Below are 21,218 nucleotides of genomic sequence, written 5' to 3' on the forward strand. Positions count from 1 at the left end.
CCGGGTGGGTGGGGATCAGGCCTTGGTCGGGGGAGCGGTGCTGGCGCGGACCATCAGCTGGGTCGCCAGCTCCACGCGGGGCGAGTCGATTTCCTCGCCGCGCGCCTGCCGCAACACCGTGCGGGCCGCCAGCTTGCCCATGTCCGCCAGAGGCTGACGCACCGTCGTCAGCGGCGGAGCCGACCAGCGGACCTCGGGGAGGTCGTCGAAGCCGACCACGCTCACATCCTCCGGCACCCGCAGCCCCCGCCGCCGCAGGGCCTCGATGGCGCCCAGCGCCATCTGGTCGCTGGCGGCGAAGACGGCGGTCGGCGGGGTGGGGGAGGTCATGAGCTGGTCGCAGCCGTGGAAACCGGATTCGTGGTAGAAGTCCCCCTGTGCGACGAGAGCTTGATCGAACGGAACACCCGCCGCCTCCAGGGCCGCTCGGTGTCCGTCCAGCCGCGCCCGGCTGCACAGCAGCCGGGGCGGCCCTGCGATGAGACCGATCCGGCGGTGGCCCAGGCTCAGCAGGTGTTCGGTGGCGGCCATGCCGCCCGCCCAGTTGGTGGCCCCGACCGTGGGGGCGTCGAGGGCGGGGGAACCCGCCGGGTCGACCACCACGATGGGGACGTTCAGCCGCCGCAGCTCGGCGTGGACCACCGGCTCCAGGACGGACGTCACCAGGATCACTCCGTCCGAGGCGCGGGCCCGCAGGTTCTTCATCCACTGCCGGGCCGAGCCCGCCCGCCCGTGGATGGCGGAGACGACCGTACCGACCCCGTCCTGGTGCGCGATCTCCTCCACCCCGCGGATGATCTCCACGGCCCAGGGGCTGTCGAGGTCGTTGAAGACCAGGTCGAGGAGGGCGGCACGGTCGCCGGGGGCGGTCTGGCGGCGGCGGTAGCCATGGAGGCGTAGCAGGTCCTCGACCCGGGCCCGGGTCGAGGGGGAGACGTCCGACCGTCCGTTGACGACCCGCGAGACCGTGGGCACGGACACCCCGGCCTCCTGGGCGATGGCGGTGATCGTCACCTTGGGCCTGGTGCCGCCGTCGGGGCCCGCGCTCTCCGTAGCCATTTCCGCCTCCTCCGTTGACGGGCGTCAGGCCCGCCTCTAGCTTTCCGGTCGCACCCTCGGAACCTTGCAGAAGTCTTCCGGAAAACCGGATCAGACGTGAAGAGAAGAGAGGGACACTCCCATGAAGCTTCTGAGCTTACGTAGCGCCCGCGGCGCCGCGTTGGTGGCCTCGGCGGCGGCGCTCGCCGCCACCCTCGCCGCCCCATCCCCGGCGGCGGCCGCCAACCCCACCCTGCGCGAGGTCGCCAACCGCACCGGCCGCTTCGTCGGCACCGCCGTCAACGACGGACGGCTCGGCGACGCCACCTACGCGAACATCGCCAAGAGCGAGTTCTCCAGCGTCACCGCCGAGAACGCCATGAAGTGGGGCTCGGTCGAGCCGAACCGCGGCCAGTTCAACTGGGCCGCCGCCGACCGCCTCGTCTCGTTCGCCCAGGCGAACGGTCAGAAGGTGTACGGGCACACCCTGGTCTGGCACAGCCAGATGCCGAACTGGCTGGCGAACGGCTCGTTCTCCAACACCGAGCTGCGCACCATCATGACCAGCCACGTCACCACCCAGGTCGCCCGCTACAAGGGCAAGGTCCAGCGCTGGGACGTGGTCAACGAGGCGTTCAACGAGAACGGCACCCTCCGCGCGTCCAAGTTCTACAGCCAGCTCGGCCAGTCGTACATCGCCGACGCCTTCCGGGCCGCCCGCGCCGCCGACCCGAGCGCCAAGCTCTTCATCAACGACTACAACACCGAGGGCACGAACGCGAAGAGCGACGGCCTGTACAACCTGGTCAAGTCGCTGAAGGCGCAGGGCGTACCCATCGACGGCGTCGGCTTCCAGAGCCATCTGATCGCGGGCCAGGTCCCGTCGACGATGAAGGCCAACCTGCAGCGCTTCGCCGACCTCGGCGTGGAGGTCGTGATCAGCGAGCTGGACATCCGGATGGCCACCCCGGCTGACGCCACCAAGCTCCAGCAGCAGGCGAACGACTACAAGACGGTGGCGCGGACCTGTCTGGCGATCGCCCGCTGCACCGGCATCACCGTATGGGGCTTCGGCGACCGGGACTCCTGGGTGCCGGGCACCTTCCCCGGCCAGGGCGCGGCCAACCTGTACGACACCAACTACCAGCCCAAGCCCGCCTACAGCGCCTTCCGCGACGGACTCGCCGGATCGTAGAAGGGACAGGGCCATGAGATTTCACCCGCACGTATTCCGAAGAGCCGCACTCGGCCTCGCCACCGCGGGCGCCCTGCTGCTGGGCCTCGCCACCCCCAGCAACGCCGCCGACCCCGTCCTGCGCGACCTCGCCCAGGCCAAGGGCAAGTACTACGGCACCGCCGTCACCGCGTCCAAGCTGACCGGCACCTACGCCGACATCGCGGGCTCCCAGTTCAACTCCATCACCCCCGGCAACGAGATGAAGTGGGAGTCCGTCGAGCCGAGCCGCGGCAGCTACAACTGGTCCGGCGCGGACGCGGTCGTCGGCTTCGCCGAGGCGCACGACATGCGGGTACGCGGCCACACCCTGGTCTGGCACAGCCAGCTGCCGGGCTGGCTCACCAACGGCTCCTGGACCGCCGATCAGCTGCGCACCCTCATGACCGACCACATCACCACCGAGGTCGGCCGCTACAAGGGCAGGATCAACCACTGGGACGTGGTCAACGAGCCGTTCAACGAGGACGGCACCTTCCGCCAGTCGCTCTGGTACACCAAGCTCGGCCAGTCGTACATCGCGGACGCGCTGCGCGCCGCCCGCGCCGCCGACCCGGACGCGAAGCTGTACCTCAACGACTACAACACCGACGGCCTCGGCGCGAAGAGCGACGGGATGTACAACCTGGTCAAGTCGCTGAAGGCGCAGGGCGTGCCGATCGACGGCGTCGGCTTCCAGGGCCATCTCATCCTCGGCCAGGTGCCGTCCACGATGAAGGCCAACCTGCAGCGCTTCGCCGACCTCGGCGTCGACGTGGCCGTCACCGAACTGGACATCCGGATGACGCTCCCGGCCACCGACGCCAAACTGGCCCAGCAGAAGGCCGACTACCGGGCGGTCACCGACGCCTGCGTGGCCGTCGCCCGCTGCGAGGGCGTCACCGTCTGGGGCTTCACCGACTCCGACTCCTGGATTCCGGACGTCTTCGACGGCCAGGGCGCCTCCACCCCGTACGACGAGGGCTACCGGCCCAAACCGGCCTACTACGGCATCGCCGAATCCCTCGGCTGGACCGGCGACGGCGGTGGCGGCGGTGGCGATCCCGGTCCCACCGGCTGCACGGTCGGCTACACCGTCACCAGCCAGTGGAACACCGGCTTCACCGCGAACGTCACCGTCAAGAACACCGGATCGAGCCCGGTCAACGGCTGGCAGGTGGCCTGGACCTACCCCTCCGGCCAGCGGGTGACGTCCGCCTGGAACGCCACCGTCGCCCAGTCCGGCGCCGGGGTGACGGCCTCGAACGCCTCGTACAACGCCACCATCGGGGCCGGTGGCTCGGTGTCGTTCGGCTTCAACGGCACCTGGTCCGGCGCCAACGCCGCGCCCGCCGCGTTCACCCTCAACGGCACGGCCTGCACGACCGGCTGAGGACCCTCGCGTACGCCTGGACGGTGGGCGCCCTCGCCGTCCAGGCACCGGCACCCCGTCGCCGCGAAACTCCTCTCCTCCGATGTGAGAAGCGCTGTAAGAAGTCGCGGCTCCCGGCCATTTCCAGGTGAGAGAGCCAAGATGAGGAGACGGCGTGACCGACGCCCAACGCTTCCGGGACCTGTACGAGGAGTGCCACCCCCGTGTGCTGGCCTATGTTTCCAGCCTGGTGGGACGGCAGGTCGGTGAGGACATCACCAGTGAGACCTTCACCGTCGCCTGGCGCCGGATGCGGGACGTTCCCGCGCCGCCGCTGCCATGGCTGCTCGGCGTGGCCCGCAACCTGACCCGTGAGCTGCGGCGCCGCGACGGCAGGCAGTACGCCCTGGCCGCGGAGGAGGCACAGCGCCTGATCACCTCGGGCGCCCGGGTCCACGACGTGGCCGCCGATGTGACCGACCGCGCGGCGGCGCTCCAGGCCCTCGCCGGGCTGTCCGCCGCCGACCGCGAGCTGCTGACGCTGGTCGCCTGGCAGGGGCTCGGCCCCCGTCAGGCCGCGCGCGTCCTCGGCTGCACCACCGCCACCTTCTCGGTCCGGCTGCACCGGGCCCGGCGGCGGCTGGAGCGGGCCGTGGACGCGGTCGGGCTCTCTCGCGACGCCCACCCGACCGTGACAGCGAAGGAGCACTGACATGGCACGCACACGTCCCGACGTCATGAAGAGGCTGGCGAACGCGCGGCCCCCGGAGCTGGACCCTGACCAACTGGCCGGTTCCGCGCGCGCGCGGCACGACCTGATCACCATTCTCGCCAGTACACCGGAGGCGCCCGAACCCCGCTGGTCCGCCCGGCTGTTCACCTGGCGCTGGGCGCTGCCCGTCGCGGTGGCGGCGGCCGCGGTCGGGGCGGTGGTGGCCCTGCCCGAGGGCCCCCAGGGTTCCGGCGGCGCCCGCGCCGGCGCCCATCCCGCCACGGACGACTCCCCCCGGCACACCCCCGAGAACGGCCGTCTCGCGCTGCTGAACGTGGCCGCCCGGGCGGATCGCGCCACGGACGAGGGCACGTACTGGCAGACGACCACACGCTCGGCCTGGACCGGCGTCGTCGCCTCGTCCGGAACGGCCTTCGCCGTCGTCACCTCCGGGATGGACCAGCAGTCCGTCGGTGTACGGCCCGGTACGGAGAGCCTGTGGATCTCGGGGCTCGACGACCGCGTCGTACCCCGCACCGAACGCGACACGTCGCGCTGGCGGGCCGCCGGGATGCCGAAGGACGTGACGCTCGCCGCCAAGGGCGGCAAGCTCGGCCTGCGGATGGACACCGGGTCCGGGAAGAAGAAGCCGCCGACGGTGACCCGCACCAACCTGGGCGACCGGATCGCCTCCCTGGGCGCGCGCAACGTGACCTACGCGGACCTGCGCGAACTCCCCGGCGACAGCGCCCAGCTGAAGGCGAAGCTGTCGGAGCTGTACGAGGAGGACCGGGGGAGCGAGATCAAGGGCCGCACCGAGTGGATGTGGCAGCAGGCGGCCGGGCTGATCCGGCTGCCGGTGAAGCCCGCGGTGCGGGCCGCCGCGTACCGGGTCATCGCGGAACTGCCGGGAGTCCGGTCGCTCGGCGAGGTGACCGACCCGCTGGGCCGCAAGGGGATCGGCTTCGCGCTCCCCGCGACCGACCGGCCCGACTACGGGACGGGGCGCTCGGAGCTGATCGTGGACCCGGCGACCGGGGCCCTGCTGGCCGACCAGGAGACGCTGACCCGGCCGAACGCGAAGGCCGCCGAGGCGGGGCTGACGGCGGGCACGGTGGTCAACTACAACGCCACCGTCACGGCCAAGTGGACGGACCGGCAGCTGAAGACGCCCTGAAATCCGATCGGAACGCCCGGTAAAAATCCCCGGTAAGAATCCCCGGTCAGCGGCCATTTCCTTCTGAGAACACCACACAGGCAGAAGGAGCATCATGGCCGGAAACGCAGGGCGTCCCGGAGCGCGGCGACGGAGATGGCCGCGCACGGCGGTCGCGGTGTGCGCGGTCGCGCTCAGCACCGTCGGCACCCTCGGCACCCCGGCGAATGCCACGCCGGGCGCCGCCGCCACCCCGTGGAAGCTGCGGACGCCGATGAGCGAAACCGCCTCCCGCGAGTTCTGGGACGTCGCCTCGACCGGCGCCGAGGACACGTGGGTGGTGGGCAGGACCACGGACGGCGCCGCCGGGTCCACCCCGCTGATCAGGCACTGGAACGGCACCACATGGCAGGACGTGCCCGCCGCCGCCACCGGCGGCAAGCCCGCCCGGCTGGCGGAGGCCGCCGCCGCGGCGCCCGACGACGCCTGGGCCGCGGGCACGCTGGACGACAACACCTCGGTGGTGCTCCAGCACTGGGACGGCGAGAAGTGGCGGGGGGTCGACCACGCCGCCGCCCCCGAGGGATCGCTGAGCTTCGTCCTCGACATCGCCGCGTTCGGCCCGAAGTCCGCCTGGCTGACCGGCTTCGACTGGAATCCGGAGAGCGGCGCCGACGTCTCCTACCTGGAGCGCTGGACCGGCTCCCGGTGGCAGCGGGTGTCCCTCCCCGCCGCACCCGGCGGCGGAAACGTACGTCCCTCGGGCATCACCGGCACCGGCCCGGACGACGTCTGGGTCACCGCCGACACCCTCACCGGCGAGGTGGCGAAGCCGCTGCTCTACCACTGGGACGGCGGCGGCTGGACGGTCCGCGAGGTGCCCACCCCCGCCGCGTCCCCGACCGGCTGGACGGCCGGGCTCCCCGTGGCCACCGGCCGTAACGCGGTCTCCGTGGTGGGCAGCACCAACGAGGACACGCCCGAGGCCACCATGGCCGTCCGCTGGACCGGCAGCCGCTGGCAGCGGCTCCCCGCGCCGCCCCTCGGCCAGATCAACGCCGCGAGCGCGGACGGCGCCGGGCGGCTGTGGATCGGCGGCTGGAGCGCGGGCAACCCCCACTCCGTGCTGTCCCGCTGGACCGGTACGGAGTGGGCCACCGAGGAACTGCCCGCCGACGTCACCGAACACAGCGAGATGTCCTCGGTGACCGGCATGGCCGGTGTCCCCGGGACGAAGGGCGTGTTCGCCGCGGGGCTGGCCGGCTGCGCGAGCGATCCCGTCCAGTGCGGGATGCTCGTCTCACGCGACCTGCGCTGACACCTCGTCGGCGGTTCGCGTGGCGTAGGCCTGGACGGTGACCGTCTCATCGTCCAGGCACTGCCCGGTCTCCAGGTCGAAGCGCTGCTTGAGCAGCGGCGAGGCCACGAACGGCCGCCCGTCCGCCGAGCCCAGCAGCCCCCGGGAGAGGACGTACGCGCCGGTGAACGGATCACGGTTGCCGATCGCGTACGGGCGGCCCGCGCGGTCCAGGAAGATCGCCACCTGGGTGCCGTCGGGCAGCAGGGCGGCCACGCCGCGGCCCGGGAGGAGGTCGGTGAGGTCGCAGACCGCGAACCACCGCTGGTCGACGAGGAGTTCCACGCGGAGGTCGAGCCGCTCGGGTGCCATGGTCGTCGTCATCGGCATAGTCATCGGACGGAGGTCCCTTCGAGAGTGCGGGCGGTACGGACGGGGATGGTGGGGCCGGACAGCAGCGTCAGATCCGGCTTGACCTGGTCGCGCTCGGGGACGAAGGCGACCGTCGGGTCGGGCGATTCGGGCGCGTTGACGAAGGAGACGAACCGCCGCAGCCGCTCGGGGTCGTTGATGGTCTCGGCCCATTCGTCGCGGTAGCCCGCGACATGGTCGGCCATCAGCGCCTCCAGTTCGGCGCACAGCCCCAGCGAGTCGTGGACGACCACGTCCCGTACGTGGTCCAGGCCGCCCTCGATCCGCTCCAGCCAGGCCGAGGTGCGCTCCAGCCGGTCCGCGGTGCGGATGTAGAACATCAGGAAGCGGTCGATGAGCCGGATCAGCCCCTCGTCGTCCAGGTCCTGGGCGAGCAGATCGGCGTGGCGCGGCTCGGCGCCGCCGTTGCCGCCGACGTACAGATTCCAGCCGTTGGACGTGGCGATGATGCCGAAGTCCTTGCCGCGCGCCTCGGCGCATTCGCGGGCGCAGCCGGAGACGGCCGACTTCAGCTTGTGCGGGGAGCGCAGACCCCGGTAGCGCAGCTCCAGGTCGATGGCCATGCGCACCGAGTCCTGGACGCCGTAGCGGCACCAGGTCTGGCCCACGCAGGACTTCACGGTGCGCAGCGCCTTGCCGTAGGCGTGCCCCGACTCGAACCCGGCGTCCACCAGCTTGGACCAGATCACCGGGAGCTGGTCCACCCGGGCGCCGAAGAGGTCGATGCGCTGACCGCCGGTGATCTTCGTGTAGAGGCCGAAGTCGCGGGCGATCTCGCCGATCACGATCAGCTTCTCGGGGGTGATCTCACCGCCGGGGATGCGCGGCACGATCGAATACGACCCGTTGCGCTGGAGGTTGGCCAGGAAGTGGTCGTTGGTGTCCTGGAGGGCGGCCTGTTCGCCGTCCAGGACGTAGCCGCTGGCGCCCAGCGTCGGGGCGAGCGAGGCGATGATCGAGCCGACGGCCGGCTTGCACACCTCGCAGCCGTCGCCGCCGCGCGCCTCGTCGCGGCCGTGGCCCTCCAGCAGCTGCGCGTAGGTGGTGATGCGCAGGGTGCGGACGATCTCGTACAGCTCGGCGCGGGTGTAGCCGAAGCAGCCGCACAGCCCCTTGTCGACGCTGATCCCGCCCGCCTCCAGCTCGTCGTTCACGAGCGTGGTGAGCGTCTTGACGCAGCTTCCGCAGCCGGTGCCCGCCTTGGTGCACTTCTTCACCTCGGGCACGGTGACGCACTCGTGATCGGTGACCGCCGAGCGGATCGAGCCCTTGGTGACGTTGTGGCAGCTGCAGATGACCGCCTCGTCGGGCAGCGCGGACGGGCCGAGCGCGGCGGGCGCCCCGAGCCCGGCCGGGAGTACCAGCTGCTCGGGCGCGACGGGCGGCACGGAACCGGTCAGCGGCCGCAGCATGCCGTACGCGTCGGCGTCGCCGACCAGCACCCCGCCGAGCAGTTCGCCGCCCGCGCCGACCACCAGCTTCTTGTAGACGCCCGCGCGGGAGTCGGAGTAGACGACATCGAGAGCGCCGTCGGCGGTGCCGTGGGCATCGCCGAAGGACGCCACGTCCACGCCGAGCAGCTTGAGCTTGGTGGAGGTGTCGGCGCCGGTGAAGCCCTCGCAGCTCGCCTCGGCGCTCTCCGTGGCGAGGTCGTCGGCGACGGTCTGCGCCATCTCGTACCCGGGCGCGACCAGCCCGTACACCTTCCCGTCGGCGGCCAGCGCGCATTCGCCGATCGCGTACACCGCCGGATCGCTGGTGCGGCACCGCTCGTCGACCGCGATCCCGCCGCGTTCGCCGACGGCCAGGCCGCAGTCCCGGGCGAGCTGGTCGCGGGGGCGCACCCCGGCCGAGAAGATCACCAGGTCGGTGTCGATGGACGAGCCGTCCGAGAGCGCCATGGCGGTCACCGCGCCGTTCGAGTCGGCGGTGATCTCCTTGCCGCCGACGCCGGTGTGCACGACCAGCCCCATGTCCTCGACGGTGCGGCGCAGCGCGGCGCCGCCGCCGTCGTCCACCTGGAGCGCCATCAGCCGCGCGTTGAACTCGACGATGTGCGTGGTCAGCCCGAGCCCCTTCAGCGCGCCCGCCGCCTCCAGGCCGAGCAGCCCGCCGCCGACCACGGTGCCGGTCGCCCGGTCCTTGGCGTACTCCTCGATCGCCAGCAGATCGTCGACCGTGCGGTAGACGAAGCAGCCCTCGCTGTCCTTGCCGGGCACCGGCGGGACGAACGGGTACGAGCCGGTGGCCAGCACGAGCGTGTCGTACGGGACGGTGAGCCCGGAGCGCGCGGTGACCGTGCGCGCCGCCCGGTCGACGCTTTCGGCGGGGTCGCCGAGGTGCAGCTCGATGCCGTGTCGCTCCATGAAGCCGTCCTCGACCATGGACAGATCGTCCGCGGTCCGGCCGGAGAAGTACGAGGTCAGCTGCACCCGGTCGTACGCGGGCCGGGGCTCCTCGCACAGCACCACGACCCGGGCGCGTGTCGTCACGCCCCGGTCGGCCAGGGCCTCCAGGAAGCGCTGGCCGACCATGCCGTGCCCGACGAGCACGATCGTGGGGGCGGTCTCGGTCTTCGGTGCGCTCTTCGTCATGCCAGGAAGCGTGCGGGAGCGCTGTTTCCCGACCGCATCACCACCGTTTCCCGGACGCAACGCTGCCCTCAGCGCGCCGCACCGGTGGCTGTGAGCCCTTGAGCATCTCTAGAAGAGCATGAGCGGCAACTTCCGCGGGCTGTTGCCGACGAAGCTGGGGTGGGGGACCAGACGATCGTCCGGAATCGCGAGATCCAGCTCGGGGAAGCGGGTGAAGAGCCCTCTCAGCGCGACCACGGCCTCCATCCGGGCCAGCGGGGCACCGAGGCAGAAGTGGGCGCCGTGGCCGAAGGAGAGATGGCGCGCCGCCCGGGTCACGACGAAGCGGTCCGCGTCCGGTCCGTACTCCCGCTCGTCGCGCCCGGCGGAGGTGTACGAGACGAGCACGGGCGCGCCCCTGGGGATCACGGCGTCGCCGACGGGGAGGTCCCTGGTGGGGTAGCGGAACGGGAAGTAGCTCACCGGGCTGTCGTACCGCAGCGTCTCCTCGACCACGTCGTCCCAGGTCGCGGCCCCGGAGCGGACCAGCTCCAGCTGATCGCGGTGGTTGCAGAGCGCCCGTACGGCGTTGGTGATCAGGTTGAGGGTGGTCTCGTGGCCCGCGATGATCATCAGCAGCAGGGTGCCGATCAGCTCGCCCTCGCTGAGCCGGTCGCCGTCCTCCGCGCGCGTCGCTATCAGCGCGCTGGTCAGATCGTCCCCGGGGTCCTTGGCCCGGGCCGCGGCCACCTGGCCGAGAATCGCCACCATCTCGCGGTTGGCCTCCGGGACCCGCTCGGGGGCGGTGCGGGTGGAGACGATCTCGTTGGACAGCTCGTGCAGCCGGTCCTGGTACTCCTCGTCGACGCCCAGCAGCCGGGAGATCACGCTCATCGGCAGCGGCAGCGCGAAGTGACGGCGCAGATCGGCCACCCCGTCCGGGTCCGCGGCGGCGGCCTCGGCCAGCCGGTCCAGCAGTGCGGCGGTCAGCTCCTCGACGGCCGGGCGCAGCGCCTCCATCCGGCGCGGGGTGAACGCCCGGGTGACCAGCGACCGCAGCCGCTTGTGGTCCGCGCCGTCGGCGGTGGTCATGCCCTGCACGGTGGCGAACGTCAGCAGCGGCCAGCCGGGCGGGATCTCGCCGCTTTGCAGGGCGGCGAAGTGGCAGGCGTTCTTGGCCACGTCGGGGTGGGCGAGGAAGCCCTTCAGCTCCTCGTGCCGCGTGACGGCGTACGCCGGTACGCCACCGGGCAGCAGGACCGGGACCGAGGCCCCGCGTGCGCGTAACCCCGCGTTGACCGCGTGCTGGTCGTCGGGCTCCAGCCGGTGCGGCGCGCTGTCGTGCGGCGCGGGCCCGTCATGCGGCGCGGGCCCCTCGTCCGGTACGGGCCCGTCATGCGGCGCGGGGCCGTCGTGCGGTACGGGGCAGCGGCCGTCGGTCATCTGCGGTCTCCTGGAGGCGAGTCGGGCGCGGCGGGCGGGGCGTCGGCGGCGAGCTGCGGCGCGGAGAACCGCACGGGCAGCTTGGCCAGCCCCTTGGACCAGGGCGAGGTGACCCACGGAAGCTCCTCCTCCGGCACCGCGATCTCCAGATCGGGCAGCCGGTGGCGGAGCGTGTCCACGGCGGTACGGGTGATCAGCCGGGCCGGATCGCGCGCCGGGCAGGTGTGCGGGCCCGCGCCGAACGCGAGGTGCGAGCGGTTGCCGACCACCGGCCGGCCGTCCTCGGGCAGCACCTCCGGATCGGCGTTCGCCCCGGCAAGACCGAGGATCAGCATGTCCCCGGCGCGGATGTCCTGGCCGCCGAGGCGCAGATCCCGGGTGGCGTAGCGGCCGGGGAAGTTCTGGGTGGGCGGCTGGCGCCACAGCACCAGGTCGAGCGCGTCGTCCACGGTGAGATGGCCGCGGGCCAGCGAGGAGCGGAACGCGGGATCGGTGAGCAGGATCTGGGTGGTGGAGGCGATCCAGTTCACGGTGGTGTTGTTCCCCGCGACGATGATGCACACCAGGTTGTGCAGCACCTCCTCGTCGCTCAGCCCGACCGGGTGCTCCAGCAGCCAGGAGGTGAGGTCCGCGCCCGGCCGCTGCTTCTTCCAGGCGATCAGGTCCAGCAGGATGCGGCCCATCCGCTTGTTGGCGCCGGTGGCGGCCACCGTCGGGGCGACGATCGTGGTGAGCGTCTCCACCAGCCGCGGCCCGCTCTCCTCGTCCAGCCCCAGCAGCTCGGTGACCACCTGGAGCGGCAGGACGCGCGCGTACTGCGCCACCAGATCGGCCCGGTGCTGATCGGCGAACCCGGCGACCAGCCGCTCCGCGGTGGCCCGCACGGTGCGGATCAGCTCGTGCCCGTTCACCCGGGCCAGCGCGTCGGCCACCGCCGAGCGCATCCGGCGGTGCTGCGTGCCGTCCGCGAACAGCAGCGCGGGCCGCCAGCCCACCAGCGGCATCAGCGGCGAATCGGCGGGCACCCGGCCGTCGCGCAGCGGCGTCCAGCGGCGGGGATCGTGCGAGAAGTACTGCTCGTCGCGGGTGAGATGGAGCAGCTCGCGGTGGCCGATGACGAGCCACGCCTCGACCCCGGGCGCGATCTCGACCGGCACCACATTGCCGTGGTCGCGGCGCATCCGCTCGTACAGCTCGGTCAGCGGCCCGTCCAGCGCCGCCCCATGCAGCGGCACCCGCCGCGTCGCCGTGTCCGCCGCGCCAGCTGCGCCCGTCGTGCCCGCTGCGCCCGTTGCCCACGCCGCCGTCATGTCGCCTCCGTGACGCTCTCGATGAGATGGCTCACCAGCGAGATCAGCGCCTTGACCGACGACGCGTGCTCGCGCGCGTCACAGATGACCAGCGGGGTGTGGGGGAGCAGATCGAGCGCCGAGCGCAGATCGTCCTCGCTGTGCAGCACGCTGTCCGGGAAGTAGTTGACGGCCACCGAGAACGGGACGTCCAGGTCCTCCAGATGGCCGATGGCGTCGAAGGACGCCTCCAGATCGCGGGTGTCGACCAGCGCGAGCGCGCCCAGGGCGCCGCGCGCCAGGTCCTTCCAGGCGGGGAGGAAACGCTGCTGTCCGGGGGTACCGAAGAGGTACAGGACCAACTCGCCGCCCAGCGTGATCCGTCCGAAGTCCAGCGCGACGGTGGTGGTGGACTTCGTCGGCCGCACGGGCATGTCGACCCGGGCGCCCGCCTGGCTCATGGTCGCCTCGGTGGACAGCGGCTTGATCTCCGAGACCGTGCCGATCAGCGTGGTCTTGCCGACCCCCATCGGCCCGACGACCAGGATCTTCGCCGCGCCGGACACGCTGGGCTGCACGTACATGACCGTCGCGTCGTCCATGTCGTCCATGTCGTCGATGTCTTGGATGGAGCCCATGGAGTCGATGGAGCCGATGGAGTCCGTGCCGTTCATGCCGTGGGTGTCATCCATGTTGTCGTCCACGCCGTCCGCGCCGTCCGTGTCGGGCATCGAGATCTCAGAGCTTGCTTTCAAGCCCATCGAGCACCTTCCTCAGCAAGTCCATATCGGCGCGCTCGGCCACCCGGATGGGCGGGCGCGCCACGATGTGCCCCCAGTCGATGAGATCGGCGAGCAGTACCTGCACCACGGCCGGTGGCTGGCCGAGGTGGGCGGCGACCTCCGCCACCGACAGCAGCCCCTGACAGCAGCGGACGATCCGCCGGTACTCGGGCTGGAGAGCCGGGGGCAGTGGGCTTCCGGAGGCCTTCACCAGCGTCTCCAGCGGCAGAGCATCCCGTGAGGAACCCGCGCGTCCCCGTGTGATCACGTACGGGCGCACCGCGGCGGTGGTTCGTTCCTCCCCGGGATCGGTCATGGCGCGCTGATCTGCTCCCGTGGCCGACTGCTCAGATGGGCGCCGATTCTCGCCACCAGCACTTGCATCTGCTGCGCCACCAGGCCGACATCCGCCTCCGTGCCGGTGGCCACCCCGAGGGAGGCGCCCTGACCGGCCGAGGTGAACAGCACGAACCCGCCGTCCGACTCGATCATCAGCTGTCTCACCCCCGCCTCCTCGCCGAACAGCAGCGACACCGTGGACTGGCTGGTCACCGTCAGCGCAGCGCAGGCGGCGGCCAGCGACTCGGCCTCGGCGACGCCCAGTTCGGCGACCTCTCCCGTCAGTCCCTCGGCGGAGCCGTGCCCCATGCGCAGACCGTCCTCCGAGACGACGACGGCGTGCCGCACCCCGGCGATCTGGGTCAAGGGACGCAGCATCCATCCAACGTCGGGCAGTCTGGATATGGTTCCGGCCACTACCGGCCTCCTTGTCGGTCCTCGTGATCTTCTCGGTCCCGGCCCCGGTCGTGTTCCGGGACGCGCACCCGGTCCTGGGCCCCGGTCTCCGCCGCCTCGGCCCGCCCGCGGCGGGTGCCGGACACCACGCTCGCGATGGAGGCCCCGGCGGCTTCGGGCGACCACGGGTCGGTGTCCGCCGCGGTGCCGCCGGGGCCCGGGGCGGCCGTGCGCGGGGTCGTACGGCGCCGGTTGCGGCGCTGCGGCAGGCCGCCGCCCGCCGGGGCGGGGGCGTCCCCGGCGGCGGCCGGGTCCCCGGCGGTGGTCGGGTCCCCGTCGGCGCGCTCCGTGGTCACCGGCTCGATGACCACCGGCTCGGCGTCCGCCTCCGGGGCGCGCTCCAGCGGCTCGGTCAGCAGCCGGTGCGGTACGAAGACCACGACCCGGGTCCCGCCGTACGCCGAGGCGGTCGACAGCTCGACGCCGAACCCCAGCTCCCGCGACCAGCGCCCCACACAGGCGAGCCCCAGCCGTGGGACCGCTCCCAACTGGGCCAGATCCAGCCCCTCGCGCAGCTGCCCGGTGGCCTGTTCCAGAACGTCCGGCGGCATTCCGAGCCCCGCGTCGTCGATCTCGATGACCGCGCCCGCCGCCACCTCCCGGACGGAGACGGCCACCTGGGTGCGGGACGGGGAGAACACCGTCGCGTTCTCCAGCAGCTCGGCGACCGCGTGCATCAGCCCCTCGACGGCCGGTGCGACCGCGTACAGCGTCTGCCCGCCGTGCACCTCCACCCGCCCGAACTCCACGATCCGCGACTGCGCGCCGCGCACGCAGTCGAAGAGCGTCACCGGCCGGGTCTCCCGCCGGGCGGGCCAGATCCCGCACATCACCAGCAGGGTCTGCGCCTTGCGGGTCATCTGCGCGGCGGCGTGGTCGGCCTTCATCACCTCGGCCATCAGCCGCGCGTCGGCCACCTGCTGCTCCAGGCCGTCGAGGACCTGCTGCTGCACGGTCGACATGGCGTGCATGTTCCGGGCCACGGACTCGAAGGACGCCTGGACGGAGTCGCGCAGCATCCGCTCGCGGCGGGCCGCCTCGTCCAGCTCCGCCCGTACGGCGGCGAGCCGGGTGATCTCCTCGGCGCGCTCGGCGGCGCGCGCCCGCTCCCGCTCGGCGGTCGCGCGTTCCTGCCCGGCGACGGCCCGCTCCCGCTCGGTCGCCGCCCGGGCCCGGGCGACGGCTCTGCGCAGTCTGGAGACCCACAGCAGCCCCAGGAGCAACACCAGCACCAGAACCACGGACAAAGCCACGATGACGGCCACCGTCCCCGACAGCACCTTTGACACCTCCATCCGGGACACGGCCATGAACCGGGCAGATACTACTCATCAACTGATCAGTTGGGTCAGGTAGTTGCCAAACTCTCACCCGTGACGGATCACGCCTTCACAGCGGCCCGGAGTTGCGGTAGGTGCGGCCGCCTCCGGGCCCGGCCGAGCCCGCCTCGTAGGCTCCCGGCTATGCCTGACATACCGCTGATGACGTTGCTCCTGCTCTGCCTGGCGGCGGGAGCGGCGGGCTGGATCGACGCCGTAGTGGGCGGCGGGGGACTGCTGCTGCTCCCCGCCCTGCTGGTCGGGCTGCCGGGCTTCCCGCCCACGTTCATCCTCGGCACCAACAAGGCGGTCGCCATCTGCGGTACGGCGGGCGCCGCCGTCACGTACACCCGCAAGGCCCCGGTGGACGTCCGGATCGCCGTACGCATCGGCGTCGCGGCCGCCCTCGGCTCCCTCGCGGGGGCCTTCCTCGCCTCCGGCATCGACAGCGCCGTCCTGCGCCCCCTGATCATGGTCGTCCTGCTGGCGGTCCTCGCGTTCGTCCTGCTCCGCCCCGCCTTCGGCGCCGCCCCCGCCATGACCGGCCCGCTGTCCCGCCACCGCGTCCTCACGGCGGTGCTGGGCGTCGGGCTGGGCATCGGCTTCTACGACGGCCTGATCGGACCGGGCACCGGCACCTTCCTGGTCATCGCCCTGGCCGCGACGCTGGGGACCGACCTGGTGACGTCCTCGGCCACCGCGAAGGTCGTCAACGTCTGCACCAACCTGGGCGCGCTGCTGACCTTCGGCTCCCAGGGCCGGGTGCTGTGGGGCCTGGCCGCGCTGCTGGCCTGTTTCAACCTGACGGGCGGCATGGTGGGCGCCCGGATGGCGCTCAAGCGCGGCAGCGGTTTCGTGCGTGTGGTGCTGGTGGTGGTCGTGGTCTCGCTGGTGGTCAAGCTCGGCTACGACCAGTGGCTGGCCTGAAGCTCGGGGCCCTCATCCGAACCATCGCTTCACCCCGCCGGTGGGGGAACAGCCCGCCGGGGGAGGGCGTTCAGGGGGCATGTCTGTCATTCACAAAACCACAATGGCCCCCACCAAGCTCGAACTCCTCACCCCCTGGCTCCCCGCCCAGCCCTGGTACCGCGGCGCCGGACACGCGCCGGAGCTGTCGCGGGTCGGGGGCTTCCGGCTCGATGATCCGGCGGGGGAGGTGGGGATCGAGTTCGTGGTGCTCGGGGACGCGTCCGGTGAGCGGCCGGTCTGGTACCACGTACCGCTGAGCTACCGCGGCGCCCCGCTCGCCGGGGCAGAGCAGGCGCTGATCGGCACGTCCGAGCACGGGGTGCTCGGGCAGCGGTGGATCTACGACGGGACCCATGACCCGGTGCTCGTCGCCCAGCTCCTCGCGCTGCTCCAGGGCCGCGCCGAGGCGCAGATGCAGAGCGAGTCCGACGCCCCCGACCCCTCCGTCACGGTGGACCCGGCGGCGGCGGAAGCCGTCCCGACCGGTTCATCCAGCGCGCCGGACGTCACCAGCGGGCCCGACGGAACGCGCCTCGCGATCGGCTCCCTGACCCTCGACGTGACGCGCGTCCTGCGGCCGGACGAGGACGGGCGGGCCGCGGCGGCCCTGGCCCACGTCAGCGCGGGCTGGCGGCTGCCGGACGGCGGCGAGGCCCGTGGCCGGTTCGCCGTCCTGCGCGACGCCTGAGCTTCCTGACGGTACGTCGGGGCGGAAGCCGAGAGATCCCATGAATCAGTACGGGAGACACGGATTCCGCCCCGCCCATTGACGCGTTCCCGCCATAGATCCTACCTTTCCGTGGGCCCACTCCAGGAGCTCCCCATAGGGAGGGACATGTCGGAGAACTTCCGCTTAACGATCCGGGCGGTCCGAAGAGCCGCCGCCGTCGCGGCCGTCCTCGCCACCCTGGGCGCCGCCTTCGGCGCCCCCGCCGACGCGAACACCGCCCAGGCCGGTGCCGTCCGGCCCCAGCCCGCCGACGTCTACGTATCGCCGTACGGCAACGACCGTGCCCCCGGCACCCTCGCCGCCCCCGTACGCACCCCCGAACGCGCCCGCGACCTCGTGCGGAAGCGCCTCCCGCACCAGACCGCCGACCTCACCGTGCACCTCGCGCCCGGTACGTATCGGCTGAGCCGTCCGCTCGTCCTCGACGCCCGTGACTCCGGCCGCGGCGGACACCGCGTCATCTGGCAGGGCGGCACCGGCACCGTGCTGAGCGGCGGCCGGGCCGTGCGGGGCTGGCGGCCGGTCGAGGGCGGCTCCGGGCTGTGGTCGGCGCCCGCGCCCGCCGGGGTCCGCGACACCCGGCAGCTGTACGTCAACGGCGTACGCGCCCAGCGTGCGCGCGGGCCGCTCCCCGTCACCCTGACCGCCACCGCCACCGGATACACCGCCTCCGCCGACACCCTCGCCCGCTGGCGCGATCCGTCGGACATCGAGTTCGTCTACCCCAGCGGCGAGGCGCTGTGGAACATCCAGCAGTACGGACTCGGCCCGTGGACCGAGCCGCGCTGCCCGATCGGCTCGGCGCGCGGCACCACGGTGACCGTGGCGCAGCCGTGCTGGGACAACTCCACCCGGCGCGTGGAGTTCCCCGACATCCCCGGCCGCAGCATCAACATGGTCGGCCCCGGCAAGCTCACCGGCGGCGCACTGCCCGGTTACGTCGAGAACGCGTACGAGGTCCTCGACCAGCCCGGCGAGTGGTACCTCGACCAGTCGAGCCGCACCGTCTACTACCGCCCGCGCCCCGGTGAGAACCTCCGTACCGCCGCCGTCGAGGCCCCGGCGCTGGAGAAGCTGGTCGACGGGCGCGGCACCGGGGATGCCCCGCTGCACGACATCGCGCTCCGCTCCCTCCAGTTCTCCTACGCCACCTGGCTCACGCCCTCGACTTCCGAGGGCTTCTCCGAGGTTCAGGCGGGGTACACGGTGACCGGCGCGGACGGCTGGAAGACCCAGGGGCTGTGCGGGTACACCCCGGGCGGCACCTGCCCGTACGCCTCCTGGACGAAGATGCCCGGCAACGTGTCCATCAGCCACGGCCGGAACATCGAGTTCTCCGATGACGCCTTCACTCACCTCGGCGCGGCCGGGCTCGAACTCGGCACCGGTACCAAGGACACGACCGTGCGCGGCAGCGTCTTCACCGACATCTCCGGCAACGGCCTGGAGATCGGCGGCGTCGACGCACCGCAGCCCGGCACCGACGCGGACCTCACCCGCCGGGTCTCGGTCACCAACAATCACCTTTACGCACTACCCCGCGAGTATCACGGCGGTGTCGCCATCCTCAACGGCTACACCCGGAACACCACCATCGCCCACAACCAGATCGACCATGTCGGCTACTCCGCGATCTCCATGGGCTGGGGCGGCTGGCCCGACAAGATCGCCAAACCGGCCACCGCCAACGTCTCCCGCGACAACACGGTGTCCAAGAACCTCATCTTCGACTACCTACAGGCGCTCGACGACGGCGGTGGCGTCTACACCCAGGGCCTGACCGGCAGTTCGCTCGCCGACGGCGAGAAGATCACCGGCAATGTCATCCGCGACCAGTGGGGTCTGGGCAGGTCGGTCTACACCGACAACGGCTGCACATACGTCACGGTCGAGGGCAACGTCCTCTATGGCGCCCAGGCCAACGTCCTCAGCAAGCACACCGACTACCGCGACGACCTCGGCAACAACGATCCGACGCGCATCGCGGACAACTACTGGGAGCAGGGCGACCGCGACGGCGCGGACAAGGGCGTGGTGACCAGCGGCAACCACATCCTGTCCGACCCCCGAGAGGCCCCGGCGGACATCGTGGCCGCGGCCGGTCTCGAACCCCGCTACCGAGGGCTGCTCGGCCGTACATACGCGGCGGACTCCGTCCCCGAAGCACCCACCCGAGTGGGCGACTTCGCGGCCGACCGCTCGGTGTACGTGACGTGGAACCCGTCGTACGTGACCGGCGGCGCCCCCGTCACGTCGTACACCGTCACCGCCGCCCCCGCCGACGGCTCCCGCGCCGTGTCCACCACCGTCCCGGCCGCACGCTTCAAGCGCACGGCGTACGCGGTGGTCGACGGGCTGGCCAACGGCACGCCGTACACGGTGACCGTGACCGCTCACAACAGGACGGGGACGAGCGAGCGTTCGCTGCCCGCGGCCCCCGTGACACCCGCCCCGACCGCCGGGGCGCTGCCGGACGCGTCCACGGGCGTGAAGGCGAACGCCGAGGCCACGGTGGCGACGGTGTCCTGGACACCGCCCAAGGCGGCCGGAGCCACCCCCGTCATCGGCTACCGGATCACCGTCTCCGACGGCCGTACCGTCGAGGTGACCGGCCGGGACGTCCTGGTGGCCCAGATCAGGGCCAAGGGCATGCTGCGGGTTGTCGGCGGTCTGCGCCCGGCCACCGCGTACACCTTCTCGGTCGCCGCGGTGACCGCCACCGGCACCGGTCCGGCGGCCACCGCGTCCGTCACGACCCCGGCCGCGTAGCCCCGGCGCCGAACGGTCCCCCGCTCCCGAACGCCGCATCGGCGAACCGCTCGCCGATGCGGCGGTGGGTGACGGCGTCCGGGTGGAGCTGGTCGGGCAGCGGCAGCTCGGCGAAATCGGCCTCGCCGTAGAGGCCGCGCCCGTCGAGGTAGCCCAGCTGAGGGTCGTCGGCCGCCCGCTGCCGCACGATGCGGACCAGCTCGTCCCGTATGACGTTGAGGGTCAGCTTCCCCGCGGCGCGCTCGGCGGGGTCGCCCGTGGCGCGGAACTGGAGCTTCCCTTCACTGAGGCGGGAGAGGTCCGGGGCACACGGGCCGGGGGTGTCCTCGTGGATGGGGCAGTAGAGGGGGGAGACGACCAGCAGCGGCGCGGTGGGGTGCCCCTCGCGGAGGGTGTCGAGGAAGCCGTGCACCGCCGGGGTGAAAGCGCGCAGCCGCATCAGATCGGCGTTGACCAGATTGATACCGATCTTGACGCTGATCAGATCCGCCGGGGTGTCCCGCATCGCGCGGGCGGTGAACGGGTCGAGCAGGGCGCCGCCGCCCAGGCCGAGGTTGATCAGCTCCACCCCGCCGCGTGAGGCGGCCACCGCGGGCCAGGTCGTGCTGGGGCTCTCGGCGTTGGAGCCGTGGCTGAGCGAACTGCCGTGGTGCAGCCACACCCTGCGGCCCCTGTCCGGCACGGCCTCGACGGCGGCGTCCGTGCGCAGGGCGACCAGCTCGGTGATCTCGTTCCACGGCAGCCAGATCTCGACGTCCTTCATGCGGTCGGGCAGCCCGGCGAACCGCACGGTGCCGACCGGGCCGGGCTCGGTCTCCGCGGCGGCGCCGCCCATGTCGACCATCCGGACGTTGCCCCCGGTCACACCGGTCCGCGCGGCCAGGCGGCCGTCGACCAGCAGGTCGTACACCCCGTCCGGGCGGGGCGGCGCGCCCCGGTAGGCCATCTTGGTGCGCAGCGCGTCCAGTTCGACCGTGGTCGCCCGGGTACGGAACACCAGCCGCACACCGGAGGGCTGGGCCTCCGCCATCGCCAACTGCCCGTCGGCGCACTGCGCCCGGGCCCGGGCGGGCAGCCGGTGCGGCAGCAGCCCGTGCTCGGTGCGCTCCAGGTCGAGCGCGCCGCGCAGGAGTTCGGCGGTGACGGGGGTGGTCCGGGTCGGTCGCTCGGGTGCCATATCTTTCCTTTCTCAAGCCGTAACAGCTTAACCATATGCCTAATACTTTTAGGCAAGCGACTCAGGGGTAACGAACCTCAAATCTCCCTCTGAACTGGCGCGATCACGGTTCGTGACCTCGCCTGCCGGACAAAACTGACGACAAGGAAGCA

Annotated in this window: 18 protein-coding genes; 8 read left to right on the forward strand and 10 right to left on the reverse strand. The window is 72.1% G+C overall.

Annotation, left to right across the window (positions count from 1 at the left end; translation table 11 throughout):
* Positions 1-15: 15 nt before the first annotated feature.
* Positions 16-1,059 carry a LacI family DNA-binding transcriptional regulator gene (locus ABZ370_RS08035; protein ID WP_358618047.1) on the reverse strand — a complete coding sequence of 348 codons (1,044 nt, stop codon included), beginning with the start codon at positions 1,057-1,059 and terminating at the stop codon, positions 16-18.
* 121 nt (positions 1,060-1,180) lie between these two features.
* On the opposite strand from ABZ370_RS08035, the gene ABZ370_RS08040 reads away from it, so the two are divergent.
* From ABZ370_RS08040 to ABZ370_RS08060, 5 genes are all read left to right on the forward strand, one after another.
* Complete coding sequence (locus ABZ370_RS08040; protein WP_358618050.1) at positions 1,181-2,233, forward strand: endo-1,4-beta-xylanase; 1,053 nt, start codon at positions 1,181-1,183, stop codon at positions 2,231-2,233.
* Between the two features lie 13 nt (positions 2,234-2,246).
* On the forward strand, positions 2,247-3,644 hold the full coding sequence (locus ABZ370_RS08045) for an endo-1,4-beta-xylanase (protein ID WP_358618053.1): 1,398 nt from the start codon (positions 2,247-2,249) through the stop codon (positions 3,642-3,644).
* A gap of 154 nt (positions 3,645-3,798) precedes the next feature.
* Complete coding sequence (locus ABZ370_RS08050; RefSeq protein ID WP_358618056.1) at positions 3,799-4,335, forward strand: sigma-70 family RNA polymerase sigma factor; 537 nt, start codon at positions 3,799-3,801, stop codon at positions 4,333-4,335.
* Position 4,336: 1 nt separating this feature from the next.
* On the forward strand, positions 4,337-5,512 hold the full coding sequence (locus ABZ370_RS08055) for a CU044_5270 family protein (protein ID WP_358618059.1): 1,176 nt from the start codon (positions 4,337-4,339) through the stop codon (positions 5,510-5,512).
* A 94-nt stretch (positions 5,513-5,606) separates the two neighbouring features.
* Positions 5,607-6,809: a hypothetical protein gene (locus ABZ370_RS08060; RefSeq protein WP_358618061.1), complete on the forward strand. Its 1,203-nt coding sequence runs from the start codon at positions 5,607-5,609 to the stop codon at positions 6,807-6,809.
* On the opposite strand, the gene nirD is transcribed toward ABZ370_RS08060, so the two are convergent.
* The 8 genes from nirD to ABZ370_RS08100 all read right to left on the reverse strand — a co-directional run bounded on the left by nirD (position 6,792) and on the right by ABZ370_RS08100 (position 15,412).
* Positions 6,792-7,172: a nitrite reductase small subunit NirD gene (gene nirD, locus ABZ370_RS08065; protein WP_358618063.1), complete on the reverse strand. Its 381-nt coding sequence runs from the start codon at positions 7,170-7,172 to the stop codon at positions 6,792-6,794. The genes ABZ370_RS08060 and nirD overlap by 18 nt on opposite strands.
* 8 nt (positions 7,173-7,180) lie before the next feature.
* Positions 7,181-9,814 carry a nitrite reductase large subunit NirB gene (gene nirB / locus ABZ370_RS08070; protein WP_358618066.1) on the reverse strand — a complete coding sequence of 878 codons (2,634 nt, stop codon included), beginning with the start codon at positions 9,812-9,814 and terminating at the stop codon, positions 7,181-7,183.
* 108 nt (positions 9,815-9,922) lie between these two features.
* Positions 9,923-11,236, reverse strand: coding sequence for a cytochrome P450 (locus ABZ370_RS08075; protein ID WP_358618068.1), 1,314 nt, complete (start codon positions 11,234-11,236; stop codon positions 9,923-9,925).
* On the reverse strand, positions 11,233-12,546 hold the full coding sequence (locus ABZ370_RS08080; RefSeq protein WP_358618070.1) for a cytochrome P450: 1,314 nt from the start codon (positions 12,544-12,546) through the stop codon (positions 11,233-11,235). The genes ABZ370_RS08075 and ABZ370_RS08080 overlap by 4 nt, the downstream gene beginning before the upstream one ends.
* Entirely contained in the window at positions 12,543-13,163 is a 621-nt protein-coding gene (locus ABZ370_RS08085; protein ID WP_358618361.1) for an ATP/GTP-binding protein, read from the reverse strand. The genes ABZ370_RS08080 and ABZ370_RS08085 overlap by 4 nt, the downstream gene beginning before the upstream one ends.
* Before the next feature lie 100 nt (positions 13,164-13,263).
* Positions 13,264-13,623: a DUF742 domain-containing protein gene (locus tag ABZ370_RS08090; protein ID WP_358618072.1), complete on the reverse strand. Its 360-nt coding sequence runs from the start codon at positions 13,621-13,623 to the stop codon at positions 13,264-13,266.
* Positions 13,620-14,063, reverse strand: a complete 444-nt coding sequence (locus ABZ370_RS08095) for a roadblock/LC7 domain-containing protein (protein WP_358618075.1) — start codon at positions 14,061-14,063, stop codon at positions 13,620-13,622. Before ABZ370_RS08095 ends, ABZ370_RS08090 begins: the two co-directional genes overlap by 4 nt.
* On the reverse strand, positions 14,063-15,412 hold the full coding sequence (locus ABZ370_RS08100; protein WP_358618077.1) for an ATP-binding protein: 1,350 nt from the start codon (positions 15,410-15,412) through the stop codon (positions 14,063-14,065). Before ABZ370_RS08100 ends, ABZ370_RS08095 begins: the two co-directional genes overlap by 1 nt.
* A gap of 153 nt (positions 15,413-15,565) precedes the next feature.
* Between ABZ370_RS08100 and ABZ370_RS08105 the strand changes: the two genes are divergently transcribed.
* The 3 genes from ABZ370_RS08105 (at position 15,566) to ABZ370_RS08115 (ending at position 19,889) form a co-directional block, all read left to right on the forward strand.
* Complete coding sequence (locus ABZ370_RS08105) at positions 15,566-16,348, forward strand: TSUP family transporter (protein WP_358618080.1); 783 nt, start codon at positions 15,566-15,568, stop codon at positions 16,346-16,348.
* Positions 16,349-16,427: 79 nt separating this feature from the next.
* Complete coding sequence (locus ABZ370_RS08110; protein WP_358618083.1) at positions 16,428-17,078, forward strand: 1,4-alpha-glucan branching protein; 651 nt, start codon at positions 16,428-16,430, stop codon at positions 17,076-17,078.
* Positions 17,079-17,225: 147 nt separating this feature from the next.
* Positions 17,226-19,889 (forward strand): fibronectin type III domain-containing protein, encoded by a 2,664-nt coding sequence (locus ABZ370_RS08115; RefSeq protein ID WP_358618085.1) that lies wholly within the window; start codon positions 17,226-17,228, stop codon positions 19,887-19,889.
* Here the strand turns inward: ABZ370_RS08115 and ABZ370_RS08120 are convergent.
* On the reverse strand, positions 19,870-21,066 hold the full coding sequence (locus tag ABZ370_RS08120) for an SGNH/GDSL hydrolase family protein (RefSeq protein ID WP_358618087.1): 1,197 nt from the start codon (positions 21,064-21,066) through the stop codon (positions 19,870-19,872). The genes ABZ370_RS08115 and ABZ370_RS08120 overlap by 20 nt on opposite strands.
* Positions 21,067-21,218: the final 152 nt, after the last annotated feature.

The sequence above is a fragment of the Streptomyces sp. NPDC005962 genome, from assembly GCF_040629205.1.
Taxonomy (GTDB): Bacteria; Actinomycetota; Actinomycetes; order Streptomycetales; family Streptomycetaceae; genus Streptomyces.

Bases quoted from the DNA above. Each gene is read 5' to 3' on its own strand.
- ABZ370_RS08035 (WP_358618047.1), bottom strand. From the start codon at position 1,059: ATGGCTACGGAGAGCGCGGGCCCCGACGGCGGCACCAGGCCCAAGGTG.
- ABZ370_RS08040 (WP_358618050.1), top strand. From the start codon at position 1,181: ATGAAGCTTCTGAGCTTACGTAGCGCCCGCGGCGCCGCGTTGGTGGCC.
- ABZ370_RS08045 (WP_358618053.1), top strand. From the start codon at position 2,247: ATGAGATTTCACCCGCACGTATTCCGAAGAGCCGCACTCGGCCTCGCC.
- ABZ370_RS08055 (WP_358618059.1), top strand. From the start codon at position 4,337: ATGGCACGCACACGTCCCGACGTCATGAAGAGGCTGGCGAACGCGCGG.
- ABZ370_RS08060 (WP_358618061.1), top strand. From the start codon at position 5,607: ATGGCCGGAAACGCAGGGCGTCCCGGAGCGCGGCGACGGAGATGGCCG.
- nirD (WP_358618063.1), bottom strand. From the start codon at position 7,172: ATGACGACGACCATGGCACCCGAGCGGCTCGACCTCCGCGTGGAACTC.
- nirB (WP_358618066.1), bottom strand. From the start codon at position 9,814: ATGACGAAGAGCGCACCGAAGACCGAGACCGCCCCCACGATCGTGCTC.
- ABZ370_RS08075 (WP_358618068.1), bottom strand. From the start codon at position 11,236: ATGACCGACGGCCGCTGCCCCGTACCGCACGACGGCCCCGCGCCGCAT.
- ABZ370_RS08080 (WP_358618070.1), bottom strand. From the start codon at position 12,546: ATGACGGCGGCGTGGGCAACGGGCGCAGCGGGCACGACGGGCGCAGCT.
- ABZ370_RS08085 (WP_358618361.1), bottom strand. From the start codon at position 13,163: ATGGGCTCCATCCAAGACATCGACGACATGGACGACATGGACGACGCG.
- ABZ370_RS08090 (WP_358618072.1), bottom strand. From the start codon at position 13,623: ATGACCGATCCCGGGGAGGAACGAACCACCGCCGCGGTGCGCCCGTAC.
- ABZ370_RS08100 (WP_358618077.1), bottom strand. From the start codon at position 15,412: ATGGCCGTGTCCCGGATGGAGGTGTCAAAGGTGCTGTCGGGGACGGTG.
- ABZ370_RS08105 (WP_358618080.1), top strand. From the start codon at position 15,566: ATGCCTGACATACCGCTGATGACGTTGCTCCTGCTCTGCCTGGCGGCG.
- ABZ370_RS08110 (WP_358618083.1), top strand. From the start codon at position 16,428: ATGTCTGTCATTCACAAAACCACAATGGCCCCCACCAAGCTCGAACTC.
- ABZ370_RS08115 (WP_358618085.1), top strand. From the start codon at position 17,226: ATGTCGGAGAACTTCCGCTTAACGATCCGGGCGGTCCGAAGAGCCGCC.
- ABZ370_RS08120 (WP_358618087.1), bottom strand. From the start codon at position 21,066: ATGGCACCCGAGCGACCGACCCGGACCACCCCCGTCACCGCCGAACTC.